This window comes from Salinispirillum marinum, from assembly GCF_042650105.1.
GTDB classification, from domain to species: domain Bacteria; phylum Pseudomonadota; class Gammaproteobacteria; order Pseudomonadales; family Natronospirillaceae; genus Salinispirillum; species Salinispirillum marinum.
The window spans coordinates 806,369-824,297 of sequence record NZ_JBHSAL010000002.1; the positions used below are offsets into that span (position 1 = coordinate 806,369).

The 17,929-nt window shown below is 52.7% G+C and carries 18 protein-coding genes; all 18 read right to left on the bottom strand.

Annotated features, from left to right (window positions below; genetic code table 11):
• Positions 1-33: 33 nt before the first annotated feature.
• Entirely contained in the window at positions 34-507 is a 474-nt protein-coding gene (fliN, locus tag ACFOSD_RS10935; RefSeq protein WP_380696418.1) for a flagellar motor switch protein FliN, read from the bottom strand.
• Positions 508-565: 58 nt separating this feature from the next.
• Entirely contained in the window at positions 566-1,660 is a 1,095-nt protein-coding gene (gene fliM, locus ACFOSD_RS10940; protein WP_380696420.1) for a flagellar motor switch protein FliM, read from the bottom strand.
• A 10-nt stretch (positions 1,661-1,670) separates the two neighbouring features.
• The gene (locus tag ACFOSD_RS10945; RefSeq protein WP_380696422.1) at positions 1,671-2,174 is read right to left on the bottom strand and encodes a flagellar basal body-associated FliL family protein; all 504 of its coding nucleotides are present in this window, start codon (positions 2,172-2,174) and stop codon (positions 1,671-1,673) included.
• Positions 2,175-2,208: 34 nt separating this feature from the next.
• Entirely contained in the window at positions 2,209-3,711 is a 1,503-nt protein-coding gene (locus tag ACFOSD_RS10950) for a flagellar hook-length control protein FliK (RefSeq protein WP_380696424.1), read from the bottom strand.
• Positions 3,712-3,759: 48 nt separating this feature from the next.
• Positions 3,760-4,113: an Hpt domain-containing protein gene (locus ACFOSD_RS10955; RefSeq protein ID WP_380696426.1), complete on the bottom strand. Its 354-nt coding sequence runs from the start codon at positions 4,111-4,113 to the stop codon at positions 3,760-3,762.
• A 13-nt stretch (positions 4,114-4,126) separates the two neighbouring features.
• Positions 4,127-5,815: an ATP-binding SpoIIE family protein phosphatase gene (locus ACFOSD_RS10960; protein ID WP_380696428.1), complete on the bottom strand. Its 1,689-nt coding sequence runs from the start codon at positions 5,813-5,815 to the stop codon at positions 4,127-4,129.
• A 3-nt stretch (positions 5,816-5,818) separates the two neighbouring features.
• On the bottom strand, positions 5,819-6,124 hold the full coding sequence (locus tag ACFOSD_RS10965; RefSeq protein ID WP_380696430.1) for an STAS domain-containing protein: 306 nt from the start codon (positions 6,122-6,124) through the stop codon (positions 5,819-5,821).
• A 177-nt stretch (positions 6,125-6,301) separates the two neighbouring features.
• A complete protein-coding gene (gene fliJ / locus ACFOSD_RS10970) occupies positions 6,302-6,748 on the bottom strand; it encodes a flagellar export protein FliJ (protein ID WP_380696432.1) in 447 nt (148 codons plus the stop codon).
• Between the two features lie 9 nt (positions 6,749-6,757).
• A complete protein-coding gene (gene fliI, locus ACFOSD_RS10975) occupies positions 6,758-8,242 on the bottom strand; it encodes a flagellar protein export ATPase FliI (protein ID WP_380696434.1) in 1,485 nt (494 codons plus the stop codon).
• Positions 8,232-9,311, bottom strand: a complete 1,080-nt coding sequence (locus ACFOSD_RS10980; RefSeq protein ID WP_380696436.1) for a FliH/SctL family protein — start codon at positions 9,309-9,311, stop codon at positions 8,232-8,234. Before ACFOSD_RS10980 ends, fliI begins: the two co-directional genes overlap by 11 nt.
• 12 nt (positions 9,312-9,323) lie before the next feature.
• On the bottom strand, positions 9,324-10,352 hold the full coding sequence (fliG, locus tag ACFOSD_RS10985) for a flagellar motor switch protein FliG (protein WP_380697271.1): 1,029 nt from the start codon (positions 10,350-10,352) through the stop codon (positions 9,324-9,326).
• A gap of 16 nt (positions 10,353-10,368) precedes the next feature.
• The gene (gene fliF, locus ACFOSD_RS10990; protein WP_380696438.1) at positions 10,369-12,120 is read right to left on the bottom strand and encodes a flagellar basal-body MS-ring/collar protein FliF; all 1,752 of its coding nucleotides are present in this window, start codon (positions 12,118-12,120) and stop codon (positions 10,369-10,371) included.
• A 14-nt stretch (positions 12,121-12,134) separates the two neighbouring features.
• Positions 12,135-12,563, bottom strand: coding sequence for a flagellar hook-basal body complex protein FliE (gene fliE, locus ACFOSD_RS10995; RefSeq protein ID WP_380696440.1), 429 nt, complete (start codon positions 12,561-12,563; stop codon positions 12,135-12,137).
• A gap of 138 nt (positions 12,564-12,701) precedes the next feature.
• Entirely contained in the window at positions 12,702-14,057 is a 1,356-nt protein-coding gene (locus ACFOSD_RS11000) for a sigma-54-dependent transcriptional regulator (protein ID WP_380696442.1), read from the bottom strand.
• On the bottom strand, positions 14,054-15,271 hold the full coding sequence (locus ACFOSD_RS11005) for a sensor histidine kinase (RefSeq protein WP_380696444.1): 1,218 nt from the start codon (positions 15,269-15,271) through the stop codon (positions 14,054-14,056). The genes ACFOSD_RS11000 and ACFOSD_RS11005 overlap by 4 nt, the downstream gene beginning before the upstream one ends.
• 155 nt (positions 15,272-15,426) lie before the next feature.
• A complete protein-coding gene (locus ACFOSD_RS11010; RefSeq protein WP_380696446.1) occupies positions 15,427-16,893 on the bottom strand; it encodes a sigma-54 dependent transcriptional regulator in 1,467 nt (488 codons plus the stop codon).
• A 238-nt stretch (positions 16,894-17,131) separates the two neighbouring features.
• Entirely contained in the window at positions 17,132-17,428 is a 297-nt protein-coding gene (locus tag ACFOSD_RS11015; protein WP_380696448.1) for a hypothetical protein, read from the bottom strand.
• 77 nt (positions 17,429-17,505) lie between these two features.
• Positions 17,506-17,901: a flagellar export chaperone FliS gene (gene fliS, locus ACFOSD_RS11020; RefSeq protein ID WP_380696450.1), complete on the bottom strand. Its 396-nt coding sequence runs from the start codon at positions 17,899-17,901 to the stop codon at positions 17,506-17,508.
• Positions 17,902-17,929: the final 28 nt, after the last annotated feature.

The following is a 17,929-nucleotide window of genomic DNA, read 5'->3' on the forward strand; positions in this document are numbered from 1 at the left end:
AGGCAACAATTGGCACTTTCAATCCCTGAACCATCAGCGTAACCGATTAATCCGTTCTTGCTGGCTGACCACATCGGTTAACCGGATACCAAATTTCTCGTTCACCATGACAACCTCACCATGAGCGATCAAGGTACCGTTGACCAACACATCCAACGGTTCCCCGGCTAAGCGGTCCAGTTCTATGACCGAGCCTTGGTTCAACTGCAACAAGTTACGAATAGGAATATCGGTACGCCCGACTTCCATCGCAATGGATACAGGGATATCCAAGATGACGTCCAAATCCGGCGACGACTGACCCGGCCCTTTTGATTCATCCATGAGCTTTTCTAACGGCGCCTTGGGAACATCTTCTTCCTCTTCAGGCCCCTCACCGGCTTCGCTCATCGCTGCCGCCCACTCATCCGCGAGGTCTTGATCACTGCTGTCCGAGGCCACTTCGCTGGCTAAAGCATCGGCATCAATACCCGACTCGTCTTCTGGTGGTAAATTTTCATCGGCCATGGGTTATCTCCTCTCGGCTCCCATTCAATTCTGGATTTCGTGGCGCGCGGGATTTCGCCTAACGCCGCCGCGAACGCTTCTTTTGTTCTTCAATTTTCTTCTGCTCGGCGGCTTCTTCCGCTTCTCGACGTGCTTGTTGCAGCGCCCGTCGATTGGCCAATACTACCGAGGCAATATCGGTTTCTTCACGCCGTTCACGCTCTAACGGCCGCTTGATTTTCAGGGCCAATTGATCTCGAGACTGGCCAAGCTGGGTTTCAAAAATGGGCACACCATTCGCCGACATAATGGTCGATTCCGGCATTTCAATCGGAATGATGTCGCCAGGCTTAATATCCACCAAATGCTTCAGCGATATTTCACGCTGGGCAACACGAGCCGTAATGGTGATTTTTGCGTCCATGATGTCGCGCTGCAGCGATTGCACCCAGCGCTCATCAATTTCATCGACATCACTCTGCACCCCGGCATCCAGTATTTCACGCACCGGCTCGATCATCGAATAAGGCAAGGTAACGTGTAAATCACCACCGCCACCGTCCAGTTCCACGTGGAAGGTACTGACCACCACCACTTCGCTCGGACTCACGATGTTCGCCATGGCCGGGTTTACTTCGGATGAAACGTATTCGAAGTCGACGCCCATGACCGCACCCCAAGCCTCTTTCATGTCCGAAAAGACCTGCGACAACACCATCTGTACCACTCGAATTTCTGTCGGGGTAAATTCACGACCTTCGATCTTGGCGTGTCGACCATCACCACCGAAAAAGTTGTCCACCAGCTTAAAAACGAGCTTGGCATCCAGAATAAACAGCGCCGTTCCACGCAATGGCCTAACTTTTACCAAATTCAAACTGGTCGGCACGTACAGCGTATGGATGTACTCACCAAATTTCAGAATCTGAATCCCACCAGATGCCACATCGGCACTCCGGCGCAAAAAATTGAACATACTGATGCGGGTATAGCGGGCAAAGCGTTCGTTGATCATTTCCAACGTCGGCATGCGGCCGCGCACAATACGGTCTTGGCTGGTGATGTCGTAAGGACGCACACCATCCGGGTCAACCGCACTCTCCTCTTCTACAGCACCATCGTCGATACCATGAAGGAGCGCATCAATTTCGTCTTGTGACAGTAAGTCCTGCATAACCGTGCCTTTACTGAACCACGTAGTTGGTGAACAGCACGGCATCAATGCCGGGCTCACCTGTTATGTTTACTAACACTTCATTCACACTGTCGGTAATAACGGCCACCAACTGTTCTCGACCCACTTCTGATTGCAGGTCATCAAATTCTTGTTCACCCAACGTCTCTATAATGGCGTTGCGTACCACCGGCATGTGCTGGGTCAACACATCCAACACCCGAGTATCCCGGGTTCGTACAGAAAGATCGGTACGTAAAAAACGCTGCCGACTGTTGATGGTGTAGGTCACAATGAATTCCGGTGTCAGCGCCATGTAATACGCCAAACCACCCTGCTGTTCCAACGGAGCGTCAGCAGGATCTACATTTCCACCCCAGCCTCGTGTAAAAAACAGGGTCAACCCAACCGACAAACCAATCACCAGGATCAAACCCAACGCCATTAACAAAATCTTAAGGATGGTGCGTTTCTTCCCCGGCGTGCCATTTTCTTCATTGGCTTGTTCAGTCATTGTACGGCCTCATTCATTACTGCGAATCACCACATTATACATAATGATCTACTAATCCCACTGTTTGTCTTACCGGCGTTGGACGTTCAGCCCAATCACCGTCTTCTGTGCCATCACCTTGACCCTGACCACCTTCCCCGTGGCGCGCCTGTTCATGGTCACGCTGAGATTGGTCGGATACATTAACATCCACCTTGGCAAATCCTTGCTGTTCAAGCATTTCACGTAGGCGGAATGCCTGTTGCTCCAGCAAATCTCGTACCATCGGCTGCTGTGTGACCACCTGCACCTGCACTTGATCACCGTTGGTTTTGATCTGAATGTCCATTTTGCCCAGTTCTGGCGGGTCTAATCGAATAGTTGCTTGCTGAATATCGCGGCTCACCATAAGAACCAATCGCTCTGACAGGCGGTGGGTTACCTCGGTAGCACTTTGCCGCACCGGAAAATCACGCTCCAAATGCTGTTTAATCAATGCGTCGGTATCCGGGCGCACCGACGTCTCACGCAAGGCGGTGGCATCTAACGGCTGCCGCACGGTTACTTGTTCTTCTGCTAACGCCTGCTCCGCTATTGCTGCCGTCAACCCCGAATTAGCAGCAGCCAATGTACGCCCGGCTGCATTATCCGTGGCATTGCTTGGGTTTGCACCAGGTTGGCCAGCTCGTTCCCCTTCAATTTTGGTGGCCTTGGCCATGCCCAAGGTGGGATCAAATAACGCGTCGCCATCCTCTGAAACAGCAGCCTCGGCATCGCCCTCAAGCGACTCATCGTCCTGTACATCGGCCTCGCCCACCAATGGGTTGGCGTCCGAATCCGCTTGTTCCATAAGCGCAGTCAGTATCGGATCAAGATCGGTAGACGGTGCATCAGCGTTATTCGCTGTGGTCGACGCGTCAGTCTCTGTATGGCTTAACTCACCCGCATCATCGGCCAATCCAGATAGGAGTGTGTTGGCTTGCTCGGCGTCAGTGTCACCCGCTGCTGCACGATCGCCCTCGTCTTGGCCATCACCTACGCTGTTGGTGTCCAGCGCAGAGAGTTCGGAGATAGCTAATTCGCCATCCATCTTTTCGTCGGATAATAGTAGATCGCCTGAATCTGCGTCGTCCATAGCGTCTGTCGACCGATGCACGATATCGATGGTGATGGCCATATTCGAGGACGGCCTATCTGCGGTCTCTATTGATTGATCAGCGGCGACGGGCTCAATGCTTTCTGATGCACTCTCCAGTGGCAAGATTTCGTCACCTTTATCGTCATCACCTGAGGTTGCTTGCGGTGATTCTTTGCCGTTTTTCGTTGTCGGGTTCGATGGCGCAGGCTCTTTGCGCAGCGGCCCAACGGCCGATTGGTCACGCCGGGCTGCCGCGTAGTGCTGATCAAAGCGGTCTTTATCGCCGGTTGACGACGCGGATTGCGCGGGACGCTGGGCAGACGCCGAGGCATGGGCGGCTTCCGGCGCCCGTGGTTGGCTGCGTTCTTTGGCAGGGGATATCGACAATACATTATCCAGCATGCTGACTACCATGTTCATGTTCTTGCGGTAGCTTCAGCAATAACTGCGCCAAAATATTAAGATAACTTAGGTTTTTGTTGCAGAAGACAAATATCGGGCGTTTAACGCCTCTGACACCGCATGCATTTCTGTTTCAATGGCGGCCACTTGTTCGGCGACACCATGCGGCTCCTGTGACTCTATACAGTACAACTCCAAACGCTGACAAAGTTTCGCCAAGCGACGCGCCCCGATGTTCGACGAACTGCCCTTGAACGCATGCGCAGCTCTCCGTAGGCGTTGCCAATCGCCAACGGCCTTCTCAATATCAGCATAGCGCTCGCGGGCGTCGTTGATAAAGGTTTCAATCAACAGAGTAAAGTCTTCCTCCATGATCTCCTGCAATTCCTGCAAGGCGGTAAGATCCAGGCGATCACTCATGTCGGTACCCCACTCATTCTAGTCGACGCCGTGGCCATTCAAAGTCCACTTCCACTTGATTACCACGACCAAAATATTCCACCCGGCTGCACAGTTGCCGCAGCAACCGTAAACCGCGACCACTATAATCCGTATCCGGCTTGGCTTCGGTATGTTGTTCAGTGTAAGGGAAACCCGGCCCGCTGTCTTCTACTCGAATGGTGATTCGTCCGCCACGCCCAATCGGCACTTGGCGGATAGAGAGCCGAATCTCTCCTTGTTTCATCTCGGCTAATCGCTGCTCGCGCTCTTGATAATAACGCCCGAACCCGGCACCCGTTTTCTTCAAACTGCTGTCCAGTTGCAACACACCGTGCTCCAAGGCGTTGGAATACAATTCAGCGATCAGGGTATACAACTGGCTCACATAGGGCTTCAACCCTTCCGTTTCGCTCAATACATGCATCACCAACGGCATCGGGTTGTGGTTTTGTAACGTGATGGTGGAAAAGCGAAAATTCACTTCCCAGTCTAAAGCGGGCGGAACGCGCTCCGCGACTTCTTCGAGGTAGTGCAAATCCTCCGCCACCGGATCCGACATCAATACTTCAACCAAGGTAATGTCGTCGTTCCGCACGCCTTTGCCGATAAATTCGTCTACTGCACGCAGTAAATTAGGATAAATATCACCCGGTTGATGTGTTGCATCAAATACGGCACGTAACCGGTCTTCACCAAACATGCCTTGCTGCGCATTTTCGGCTTCAATAATGCCATCCGACCAAAGAAATAGTCGATCACCGTTATTCATACTGAATTCATCGGTGTGCATGGTAAACTTGGGCCCAGCCGTAATGCCTAACGGCAAATTACTCGAACCGAAAGGCAAAACCTGACCTTGATCGGCGTAGTAGAGATAGCAATCCGGAACACCTCCCAGCCATAAACGGGCGGTCTTTTCCACCATATCAATGTGCAGCGCGGCGCCACAACAGAAAATACCACTGGGCAAAATTTTGCACAGTTTGATGTTCATTTCGCGGACAATTTCTTCCAGCTCAAAACCTTTTGCGGTCATACCATAGAAGGTATCCGCCAATGGCATAGCGCCAATGGCCGCGGGCAAGCCATGCCCGGTAAAGTCACCCAGGAAAACATGCAAGCCACCGTCAGGGCGGTGTTGTGCCAATACCGTATCACCGTTAAACATGGCAATGGGAGACAGCGAATATCGAATATTGCTGGCCGCTAAACTGCCGGAATAGGTCACGTTGTCGAACACATTTTTGGCGACCGACTGCTCGATCAATAATTGCCGGTGGTTGCTGCGCAAATCGGCGTGCATACTGCGCATGCGTCCGAACGCTTTAATCTTGGCTTTCAGAATTAAGCTGTTGTAAGGCTTGGACAGAAAGTCGTCACCACCGGATTCGAGGCAACGCGTCAGTGAGTCAACATCTTGCAGCGAGGTTAGGAAGATGATGGGAACCAGTTCTTCGCCTGCCAGTTCCCGAATTTCCATGGCGGCCTCAAATCCATCTTTAACGGGCATGAGTGCGTCCAGTAAGACGATATCATGGCGCCCGCGGTCATAAAGTTCCACCGCTTGCGCTCCGTTCATCGCTAACGATACGGTGTGACCTTCCCGGGTAATAATGCGGGACAATATTAACCGATCCGTTTCATTGTCCTCAGCGATGAGAATTTTGAGGACTTCGGTCATGGTCTACTCAAGCGTGAACAATTGACCAAAATTCGAGATCGTCAAAATCTTTTTTACGTCCGGATTGCAGTTGCTGATCCGAATATTCGCATTGTCTCCCCCGGCATGATCACGCAGCAGCAGCAGCATACCCAGTGCCGAACTGTCCAAATAGGTAGCGTCGGTCATGTCGATGACGTATTGCTTCACGTCAGCGGGTGCCGCTTCGTATAGTTTGCGGAACTCTTGATGCGAACTGAAATCAAATCGTCCAGAGACGCGTATCGTGATTACCGAACGATCGTCGGAGGGATGTGCAGTCACTGTCATACCAAATGATCCTCAAATGATCTTCAAACACTTCTTATTGACGCCAACCTTGAACGCTTATCTCCCTAGCTGCATCTCCCCTGAGGGAAGCCATTCCGGCACGTTCTGTCTGACGGGCTTTGCTTTACGCAGTCTAACCCGCGCAATATGTTTTGTCAGGTTCGTTGTTGGGATTCTTTATTTTTGATGGTATCGGCTTTGTTGCAGTTGTTGAACCAGTTCATCCAAATATTTTTGCTCTTTCTTGTCCGCGTCTAATACCTCTTGCACGACAATTTTTTCGATCATGCTTTCCATGGATTTACGCTTCAAATGGGCTTCGCGCCACGCATCCTGAGCACGTTGTAAGGCAACCTCACTGAGTTGCACCTGATATTCTTGCTTGGCAATAATGCCTTTCAACTGCTCAATGTAATCCTGCAAACGCCGCCATTGCATAATACTGACCGCCTGCTGGGTGTCACCGGACGAACGATAGTATTCGTTCTGATAGTCGACCAAACTGCTCAATTGCAGTTTTTGTTGCTCAACATCTTGCGTAGCGAGCTGCACGCCCTGCAGAGCCTGATCTTCTTTCTGCTGGAAGAGCTGCAACACTACCTGTAAGCGTACGGACCGTTTCATGGCAACCCATTACTTTTTCGGTTTGACGGGCTGGATGCCGCCTTGACGTTGTTTCACCGCCGGGGCTCGTCTAAGTTCTTGCTGAGCACCCTGTTGACCGGCTACTGCCTGTCCCGCTGGCGCTCTGTCGGCTGCTTGTTGCCCGCTGTTCGCTGGCTGCCCACCATTTGCTTGTTGTAACAGAGCACTCAGCAGTTGGCCACTGCGTTGATAGTCCACTTTTTCCTTTAAGCCTTGCTGCAAGAATGCGCGCATATCCGGCATCAAGCGTATCGCGGCGTCGAGCTCTTGATCCTGCCCCTGAGTATAGGCACCGATGGTAATAAGATCCTGGCTTTGCTGATACCGCGAAAACAGTTGTTTGAACCTTTGCGCGGCTTTTAAGTGTCCCTCACTGACCACTTGCGGCATGGCACGGCTGATCGATGCTTCAATATCAATCGCCGGGTAATGACCTTGTTCCGCCAAACGACGCGAGAGTACGATGTGGCCATCCAAGATAGCCCGCGCCGAATCGGCCACCGGGTCCTGCTGGTCATCCCCTTCGGTCAATACGGTATAGAAAGCCGTGATAGAACCACCCCCTTCTTCGCCGTTACCGGCCCGTTCTACCAGTTGCGGCAACCGGGCAAATACTGAAGGCGGATAGCCCTTGGTTGCCGGTGGCTCGCCAATGGCCAGGGCAATTTCGCGCTGGGCTTGCGCATAACGGGTCAAGGAGTCCATTAACAAGAGTACGTTTTTACCTTGCCCACGGTAGTATTCGGCGATCGAGGTGGTGTATTGAGCGGCCCGTAGACGAAGCAATGGCGGGTCATCCGCCGGAGAGGCAACGACAACGCTGCGGGACAAGCCTTCGGTGCCCAAGATCTCGTCAATGAATTCTTTCACTTCCCGGCCGCGTTCGCCAATCAACCCTACAATAATGATGTCGGCATTGGTGAAGCGGGTCATCATGCCCAAGAGAACCGATTTTCCGACCCCGGAACCGGCAAATAAACCCAATCGCTGACCACGGCCAACCGACAACATCGCGTTAATGGCTTTGATGCCAACATCCAAGGGCTCACGAATAGGTTGCCGGTGCATGGGGTTGATGTATTCGCCATTGAGCGGCTGACGAGAACGACAATAGAGCGGCCCTTTGCCATCAATCGGCTCGCCAAAGCCGTTTACCACCCGGCCCAGTAACTCCTCACCGATCACCAGTTCGGATGCACTGGCAATGGGGATCACGGTCGCTCCCGCACGCAGGTGGCCCATGGCCTGAACCGGCATGAGGTACGTTTTGTCTTCAGAGAATCCGACCACCTCCGCCTCAACGGTTTGATGAAGGTCTTTTACCAAACAACGGTCACCCACCGACACAGAAAGGCCCGAGGCCTCTAAGGTTAAGCCAACCAAACGCGTCAATTTGCCAGCCACCGGCGGTTCAACATACGGCGGTAACCGATCTAAAATGTGCTGCAAGGTACCGGTCAGTTTACTGCTCATGAGGGTCTTCGGGGGGCGTTGGCTCTATCGATGATGTCTGTGCGCTGGCTTCTGCGCTCGCTTGGTCGTCGAGCTGTTCGGCCAGCGGTTCTTTGGGATGTACTGAGGTATGAACTGAGGATTGTTCTGCGGTTTGATCTTGGGGGTCTTCTAAAGGTTCAGCTGATTGTTGTTCGGCCGCCTCTGTAGCAGACTCAGGCGCTGCTTCCACCGACGGCGTATCGTTCTCTGCGTCCTGTACGGGTGCTTCTAGCGCGTTAACCAGCTCGGCAAATCGCTGGACATTCAAGGTGCGCAAATTGTCGGGCACGGAATCGGAATCAATGTCCAGCAGTGCCATAACTTGCTGGGCATAGCGGTTAGAAAGACTGTAGTCCAACAAACTGTGACGGGTTTTTAGGGTGCAGCCACCAGGCGATAACGCCGGATCTTCATGCAGTTGAACATGCTCCAACCAGGGGCGATTCACCTCACGCATGATGGCGAGATCGTCTTTGTGCAGGCTAATATCAATGCGTTCGTGTGCGGCCGGCATCAACTGAATGGCTTGGTGTACCATCTGTTCAATTTGGGCCGGATTATGCCGTAAGGAATCGGCCACCAGGCTTTGTACCAAGCGCAACACCAGATCACGAATAACTGGCGTCCATTCGGCCTCTAACGCGGCTTCTTTGTCATTCAGGGCAGCAATCGCTAAACCAAAACGTTTAGTAAGGTCGGCCGTTAAGGTGGCCAATTCAGCAGAGGATTTTTCCGCTCCAGCGTCTAGCCCGGCTTTTTCACCATCGGCCTTGCCCGCTAAAAAACCCTCTTGAAAGCCTTCTTCATGCCCTTGTTCTACCCCTGCAGCATGCCCTTGCGCCAGGCCTTCCTGATAGCCTTCTTCACGCGCCGCATCACGAATGGCTTGCAACTCGGCGGCAGAAGGCGGCACTAATTCAGGTTCGGGTTCTTCCTCGGGCTCATCGGATTCCTCCATTGGCTCGTTCACCACCTTGCCATCCAGCCGTGGCAGACGCCAAGTTTCTACATGCACCCGGTCATCTTGCCTGATGGGTTGCTTTGCCAAGTTGGTTTCCCCTTACACCATACTGTCGCCGCCACCGGCACCGCCGAGGACGATATCGCCTGCGTCCGCCATACGGCGCGCAATGGCAAGAATTTCTTTTTGCGAGGCTTCCACTTCGCTGACCCGAACCGGCCCCATGGCCTCAATGTCATCGCGCAGCAGTTCTGCCGCCCGCTTCGACATATTTCCGAAGAATTTCTCCATCAAGGCAGGCTCGGAACCACGTAAGGCAACCTTCAACAAGTCTGTGTTGATTTCACGCAACAGGGCCTGAATGCCCCGATCATCAACATCCGACAGATTCTCGAAGACGAACATGAGGTCTTCGATTTCCTGCCCCAGATCTTCATCAATTTCTTTAATGCCATCCATCAGTTCTGCTTCGATGGACGATTCGAGGTAGTTCATAATGGCGGCTGCGCGTTTCACGCCGCCCAATGCTTGCTGCTGCGTACCGGCGCTGGAGGCAAATTGACGCTCCAGAATGTCGTTCAGTTCGCGCAATGCCGCCGGTTGAACGGTATCCAAAGCAGCAACACGCATCATAATATCCAGGCGCACTTTTTCCGGGAAGTGGGCCAATATTTCGGCCGACTGATCGCTTTCCAAGTAGGCAATAACAATGGCCTGAATCTGCGGGTGTTCGTTGCGGATGATGTCGGCCACGGAGCGCGACTCCATCCACTTCAGGGTATCCAGACCCGTGGTGTTACCACCCAACAGAATACGATCAATCAAGCCAGAAGCTTTGTCGGCCCCTAAGGCTTGCGTCAGCATGGCGCGGATGTATTCATCGGAGCCCACACCCAAGCTGGTACGACCGCTCACTTCATCCAGGAACAACTGCACCACGCCTTCAACCTGCTCTTGGGTAACGTTGGTGAGCTGCGACATCGCCGTGCCCACGCGCTGAACTTCTTTTGGACCTAAATTTTTGAGCACTTCTGCCGCGTCCATTTCACCGAGTGACATCAATAGAATGGCGGCGCGGTCGGTCATGCGAACCCCATCCAGCGCTTTGCGCTTAGGGTCTGCGGGCATTTGGTTGCCTACGTTCTCAGTCATCGCTCATGATCCAGTGTTTCATTACGAGAGATACACGGCCTGGGTCTTCAGCGATCAAGCCGCGCAATGCATCCAATTGTTTTTCAAAGGTCTCAGACGGGCCAGGCAGCAAGTATTCATCCGACATGCTGAGGGTAACCTTGTCGTCGGATATTGCTTCTTCATCAATATCCAAGGCATCCAAGGCCGCATCTTCTTCAATTTCTTCTTCGCCACCCTGATCCAGAATGCTGCGCAAGGCTGGGCGGAACACACCGAAGATCAGGATTAAGATAAAGATACCCGCCAACACCATCTTCATGATGTCCCAGAACCATGGCTCGGTCCAGAAGGCAACCTCTTCCACCACTTCTTCAGGGGCCATAAAGGGCGAGTTGATCACGCTCACGCTGTCGCCGCGCGCGGCGTCATAGCCTACAGCATCCTGCACCAGGATACGCAGACGGTTCAGCTCATCTTGAGTCCATGCTTGACGCACCAGGGTGCCGTCTGGGCCAGGAACGCGCATGTCGTCTACCACCACGGCCACCGTCAGACGACGCAGCCGGCCGACTTGATTCTGGGTGTAGCTTAAGGTGCGATCAACTTCGAAATTACGTGTCGCTTCCGAACGAGATGTTGTGGGCGGCGTGTTAATGGGATTGCCATTTTCATCGACTTCTTCCGGTACTTCAGCATCCTGTGGGGGCTGATTGGTCAAGGCTCCCGGAATGCCGCCATTTACCTGTCCTGTCGTCGTCTCGTCAATGGTTTGTTCACTGCGTAACGCAATAAGATCCGGATTGAATAACTCTTCCGCGGTTTCAACACGAGTGAAGTCGACATCGGCTGAGACTTCCGCTTTGAAATTTCGGAAGCCAATGACGGGTTCAAGAATACCCTGAATGCGCCGGGATACAGAATCCTCCACGCGCTGGGCAAACTCGAACTGGCGCTCCGTTTCTTCATCGGCATTGGTGCGTTCGAAATCGCTCAATAGGTTGCCGCGTTGGTCGACAATGCTGACGTTTTCGGCAGCCAATTCAGGAATACTGGTGGCGACCAAATTGGTGATGGCTCTGACCTGTTCACGCTCTAATGCCGCACCGGAATAAAGGTCGACAAAAACGCTGGCGGTGGGACGACGGTTATCCCGGACAAATACACTGCGTTCGGGAATGGCCAAATGCACGCGTGCTGAGCGCACTTGGTCCAGAGAAGTGACGGTACGGGCCAGTTCGCCCTCTAAGGCACGCCGGAACCGAGCCGTTTCCATAAACTGACTGGTGCCCAGACCGCTGGCTTCATCAAGCAATTCCAAGCCCACCGTTTGGTCAGTGCTCAACCCGGCCCGCGCAATTTCCAATCGTGCACGGTGTAATTGACTGTCCTTCACCAACACAATCCCATTGGTCGGATCCATGGTGAAATCAATGTTGGCTGTGCTGAGCACAGCAATAATGTCACTAACCTGATAGTTTTCGTTGGATGTCACTAATGGCCGATAAGAGCTCCCTTGTGACCACATCACAACGCCGACGCCTATGGCAATGGAGGCCGCCAGTGCCACCATCATCCATAACTGACGCATTAAGGCGAGACGCTGAAAACCTTCTACCAAGGGATGATATTTTTTCGCTGGGCGAACATCGAACCCACCGCTGTCTCCCACCGATGATGCATTGGCACGCACGTCGTTACCATCCGAACTCGAGGACGAGGTGCTGGGTAGATTGTTGGCTGACGCGGCAGGTACATTTTCCATGGTGGGCTAGCCTCTTACACCGGCATATTCATGATTTCTTTATAGGCTTCCAAGAGTTTGTTACGCACTTGGGTGGTGGCCTCACGGGTAATAGACGCTTTATTCGCAGCAATCATCACTTCCGGCAAGTCGATGCCCGGCACGCCTTGCTCGTAGGCCGTCCGCATTCTAGAGGCTTCCTGTTGACTGGCGTTTACGGTATCAATGGCGGACTTGAACATCTCGCCGAAGCGCGGCGCATCCCGAACGGTACCCACATCATTGACCGACGCTATGCCACGCGGTTGATCCGCAATAGCGGTACCCTGCGTCAATTGATTGAGTTGCTGTGCCATGGCCGCCGGATTCATGTTTTGCATGGGCTGCGGCTGAATTTGCATTTGTGAACGCATTTGCCGCATTTGGCTCAATACATCCTGCACATCCATTCTGTTGTTGATCATGGCTTGTTACCTCGAATTGACACGGCACGTCGGCCAAGTGTCAAAAAACCGTTAAGCAATACGTATAAAGATGAAACTGCAACAATGAGGCCAACTTTTGCCGCCACATTGCCGCCCTACTCTTGCCGCCTGAAGCGGCTACGCTACCTCAATGCCCATTTCACGCAGCCGCGCCATCTTGTAACGCAGTGTGCGCGGGCTGATACCCAAATCTTCAGCGGCTTGCTTCTTCCGCCCACCGGCGGCCCGCAAAGCATCTATGATGAGCTGATATTCGTGTTGTTTAACACCGGCATTCAATACGTTGGTTGTATCCATCGATACGTTTTGAGCAGGAGCTCTCGTATCACGGTCAATCAAATGCTCCCCGGCCAAACCAAGGTCAAACTCGGTAATGGTGGCTCCGGTTTGCAGAATGAGCGCTCGCTGGATTGCGTTGTCCATTTCACGAATATTGCCCGGCCACGGATGGGCCAATATCGCTTTGCGCGCGCTGTCGTCCAAACTCACGACGGGCTTTTGCATTTTTTCGGCGTGCAGACGAATGAGTCGTTCAGCCATCGGTAGAATGTCGGCTGGACGTTCACGCAAGGGCCGCCACGCAATGGGAAATACACTCAGCCGATAGAAAAGATCTTCACGAAAATCACCTTGCGCAACGGACTGGCGCAGGTCCCGGTTGGTCGTGGCTAACACGCGCACATCCAACTGAATGGTCTTTCGGCCACCAATGCGCTCTACCTCACGCTCTTGCAGTACGCGCAATAATTTGGCTTGCAGGCCTAAGTCCATTTCAGAGATTTCGTCCAAGAGAATGGTGCCGCCATTGGCTTGTTCAAACTTACCCGGCATGCTCTGAATAGCTCCGGTAAACGCCCCTTTTTCGTGGCCGAACAAGGTCGCTTCCAGCATATTTTCGGGAATAGCGGCGCAGTTTATCGCCACAAAGGCCTCACCCGAGCGCTTGGAGTGTGTATGAATGTAACGCGCCAATACCTCTTTACCGGTGCCACTCTCACCTGAAATTAAAATTGTCGAGTCCGTTGGGGCAACTTTGCGCGCCAGTTCAAGAATGTGCCGGGAGCTGGGGTCTTCTGCCACGGGTTCATTGCTGTTGCCAACAACCCGACCACCCACATGCTGCACCAAAATATCAAGCAATTGTTGCGGCTTGAAGGGCTTCACCAAATAGTCCACGGCGCCGTTTTGCATCGCTTCAACAGCGTGCGCCACTTCACCATAAGCCGTCATCAGGAGTACAGGAATGTGCGGGTATTCACGCTTTAATACTGCCAGCAATTCATAACCTGACATACCCGGCATACGCACGTCGGACACTACCATGTTCACGGCATGCCGAGCCAACAGTTGCATAGCCGACTCGGCAGCGTCCGCCACCAACACTTGATAATCATCAAGTTCAAGCGTGTCCTGCAAGGCGTCACGCAGATTTTGATCGTCTTCTACCACTAAAATGGTCGGTTTTAGGCTCATGATGATGCCTCCGTAAGGGTTTGAAACGGCAGACTGATGCGGGCTAAGGTACCGCCGTCGACGTTGGATAGTTGAAAGGTTCCCTGGTGTGACCGCACAACCGCCTGCACGACCGGTAATCCTAAGCCGGTGCCATTGGCTTTTGTGGTCACAAAAAGCTCACCCAGTTGACGCAATACCTCATCAGGTATGCCCGGGCCATGGTCGTGAAAATCAAAAACAATCCGGTCTTGCTGTTGATACACGCGTAAATCGATGGCGGCGTTTTGACCGACGGCATCTATCGCGTTATTGATCAAATTACTGAAGGCACTGACCAGCGTGTCTCTGTTGCAGATGATGAGCGCTTCCGGTGCCTCATTGAGAACATTGAACTGTGAGCTGCTACGCTCCATGGCGGCCGCACAAGAGCTTCTCAGTTGCTGTAACAGTTCGCCGGTAAGCGAACGATCAACGAGTTTGGAATCACCCTTAGCAAACAACAGCATATCGCGGACCTGTTGTTCAAGATGTTCCAAGCGGGACTGTACTTTTTCGGCAAAACGCTGTCGCTGTTGTTCGGAGATACCGGGTTTACGCAAATTTTCGGTATACAACATGGCGGCCGACAAGGGGGTACGAATCTGATGCGCCATGGAGGCGACCATACGCCCCATACCGGCCAGGCGTTGATGCCGGGAAACTTCGGCTTGCAAACGTCGGGTTGCGGTGAGGTCGTGCAGCACTACAAGCTGACCAAAGCCCTCCAAGGCACAGGTATCCAAGCTCACCAAGCGACCATTGTGCAGGGAGATCTCGTGGCCATCGTGTTCTTGGGGTCGAAACGCGACTTGAATCACCTTAGCCCAAACAACGCCATTTAAGGTGGGTAGCTGATCGTGTACCAGAAGCTGCTCGGCAGCAGGATTCGCACGTTGAATGCGACCGGAACGGTCGATCACGATCACCCCGGTCGGCAGAATGCGCAGCAAACCTTCCAGTTGATCCGCGAGCCGTTCTTTCTCTTTCAGCTCGGCCATACGCTGGGCACTTAACGCACTGATTTCACCATTCAACACCGCTACCCGACGCTCAAACTCTTCGGAAGAGGCGCTCATTTCCTCCGTCATGCGACGGAAGACCTGCAGAATACCGTCCACTTCATGTGCTGAGGCGGACTTTTCTGAGTCAGTTTTCTTTGCGCGCCGTAGCGTGGGTGAAACAGGCTGTGTCATAGCTGCCAAAATTCTGTCAATGCATGCAATTAAACAGAACTAAGCAAGGGGCGTGCCGGAAAGCGGCAAAGTTTTGCCGCTTATGAGATTGGCCCGCCTGAGTGCGTCATGATGGGCTTTCGGGGTATGCCATTAACATATGCGCAGGAGTGAGATCAGGCTTCTTCCTTATTCATTAAGCCATACTTGCGCATTTTTTCGACCAAGGTGGTGCGGCGCAAATGCAAACGCTCGGCGGCGCGCGCCACCACGTTGTCACAGTCTTCCAGCGCTTGGACAATCAAGTCCTGCTCCAGATCGGTCAGGTATTCTTTTAAGTTCAAACCATTCACGGGCAACAAGGCTTTACCTTCTGCTACAGAAACCCGGTTAGTTGCTGGTGCAGGCGCTGCCGGAGCGCGAACGGGAATTTCAACCGGATCACCATCTTCTACGTGGCGGTACTTCATGGGTAACTCTTGAATGCCCACCACGCTAAACGGGTGCATGATCACCAAACGCTCAACCAGGTTGGCCAGCTCTCGCACGTTACCGGGCCAATCGTGGCGGGTCAGCGACATGATGGCCGCTGAATTAAATTGCAGTGAGCCGCGCTTTTCGGCCTCTATGCGGCGGATAAGCTCGTTGATCAACAAGGGAATGTCTTCCGACCGCTCGCGCAAGGAAGGCATCTCAATAGGAAACACGTTCAGTCTATAATAGAGGTCCTCGCGAAAGGTTCCATCGATGATCATCTGTTCAAGATTGCGGTGGGTAGCGGCCACAATGCGCACATCGGTTTTATAGGTTTTCGAGCCACCAACCCGCTCATAAGTATGCTCTTGCAGCACACGCAAAAGCTTCACTTGCATCGCCAGTGGCATATCGCCGATTTCATCCAGAAACAACGTACCACCTTCCGCCATTTCGAAACGACCGGGGCGAGAGGTGATGGCGCCAGTAAAGGCACCTTTTTCATGCCCGAATAGCTCGCTTTCCAAGAGTTCCGGGGGAATGGCGCCACAGTTGACGGGCACAAACGGGGCCTTTTTGCGCTCACTGTGGTAGTGCAGATTGCGCGCCACGACTTCCTTGCCCGTTCCGGATTCACCCAAAATCAACACACTGACATCTTTGTCAGCAACCTGCGCCATCAGCTCTCTGATTTGCTGGACTTGCCGAGAACTGCCCACCAAGCTATGAAACAACTTGGTGTCACGCTGCATTTGACGGTTACGGCCCCATTCATATTGCTCACGATACATCTGACAACGATGCAAAACATCCACGACCTTGTTGTAACTGGCGGGCCATTTGATATTGGCAAGAATCTGCGCGCGCGCTGTCTCCGCCACTTCCGCCACGTTAACTGAATCGTTTAGTACGACTATGGGTACGCCGGGGTTCCAATCAAACAAGGCTTCGACTAAGGGTGCGGCGGGTTGTTGTAAAGACCCCAACAAAACGCCGACAAACGCCGTATTTTCTGAAGCGGCTGACACCGCGGCATCTAGCGCTTGTCGCCAATTGACATCAAGCGTCAGGGCTACCGTTTCTTCTTGTAAAAACGAGAAAATAACTTCAATTTCTTGACGCAAAGCTACGTCATCGGTCAACACCAGAAATTTGTTATCGCGCCACATACCCTGTCTTTCCTCTGGACATCACAACGTAAAAGCGTCAAATCTGCGTCACTTGCCGGTAATTTCGCCACCGTTAGCGACATAGTTTGTCACAATGATAGACGGCAGAACCTATAATTTGACTGTCTTTTATCGAATTGACGTCATCTAATTGACTTTAGGTATCCTTTTTAACAGGTTTTGAGGCAGAGTCAAATATTTGTCAATATTTGCCAAGAAATGATGAGTGTAAGAAAAATTATTCTCGTGAGCCATCATTGACGGAAGGATTACTGGCCGGATCGTTGACGTTGTTTGAGTCCACTTCGGCCAGTTCGGAACGCTGTTGCAATAAATCTTCTTCCCGTTGACGCAGTGCTTGGTCCGCGCCCTTGGCTTGCAACAAGGCTTGCTGATAAAGAGTCAGGAGGCGCTGCAGTTGAGCGGCAACCTCTTCGCTGTGAAAGCCGGCAGCCATCGCTTGATTAATGTAACCTGCTAACGCATCCAGATCCGTAGCGGTCTGGGCCAAAGCTTGCCAATCCGCCTTCTGCATGGCGCAAAGCGCCTGCTGCTCACATGCGCTTAACCGCGCAAGAAAGTCATGTTCAGCTTGCAAGCGCTCCAAGGTCTTCATCGCGCGATAGAAAGCGCTTCTTCACGAATGCCGTCCCATGCTGACTTGATTTCTAACATCAACTTAACAACTTCATCCACGATCGTTTCATCGTTCTTGAGGTTTGCTTCGAATAGCCGACGCGTCATGTAGTCATACAATCGCTCTAGGTTCAGCGACAGCTCACCGGCGTCCATGTTCAAACTTTCTTGCAAACCAGAAATGATGTTAATGGCTGAGTTAAGCATTTTATTGCGTTGCTCAATTTCATTGCGCTGTATGTGCCCTTTAGCAGCCGACATGCGCGCTAATGCACCATCGATGAGAAGCTGAATCAGCTTGTGCGGATCCGCATCCATAATACTGGTCTGCGTGCCAACTGCTTGGTACTGCTTTGCACCGCGTGCGTACATATTCATGTCCTCTGTAAGTCACAACACT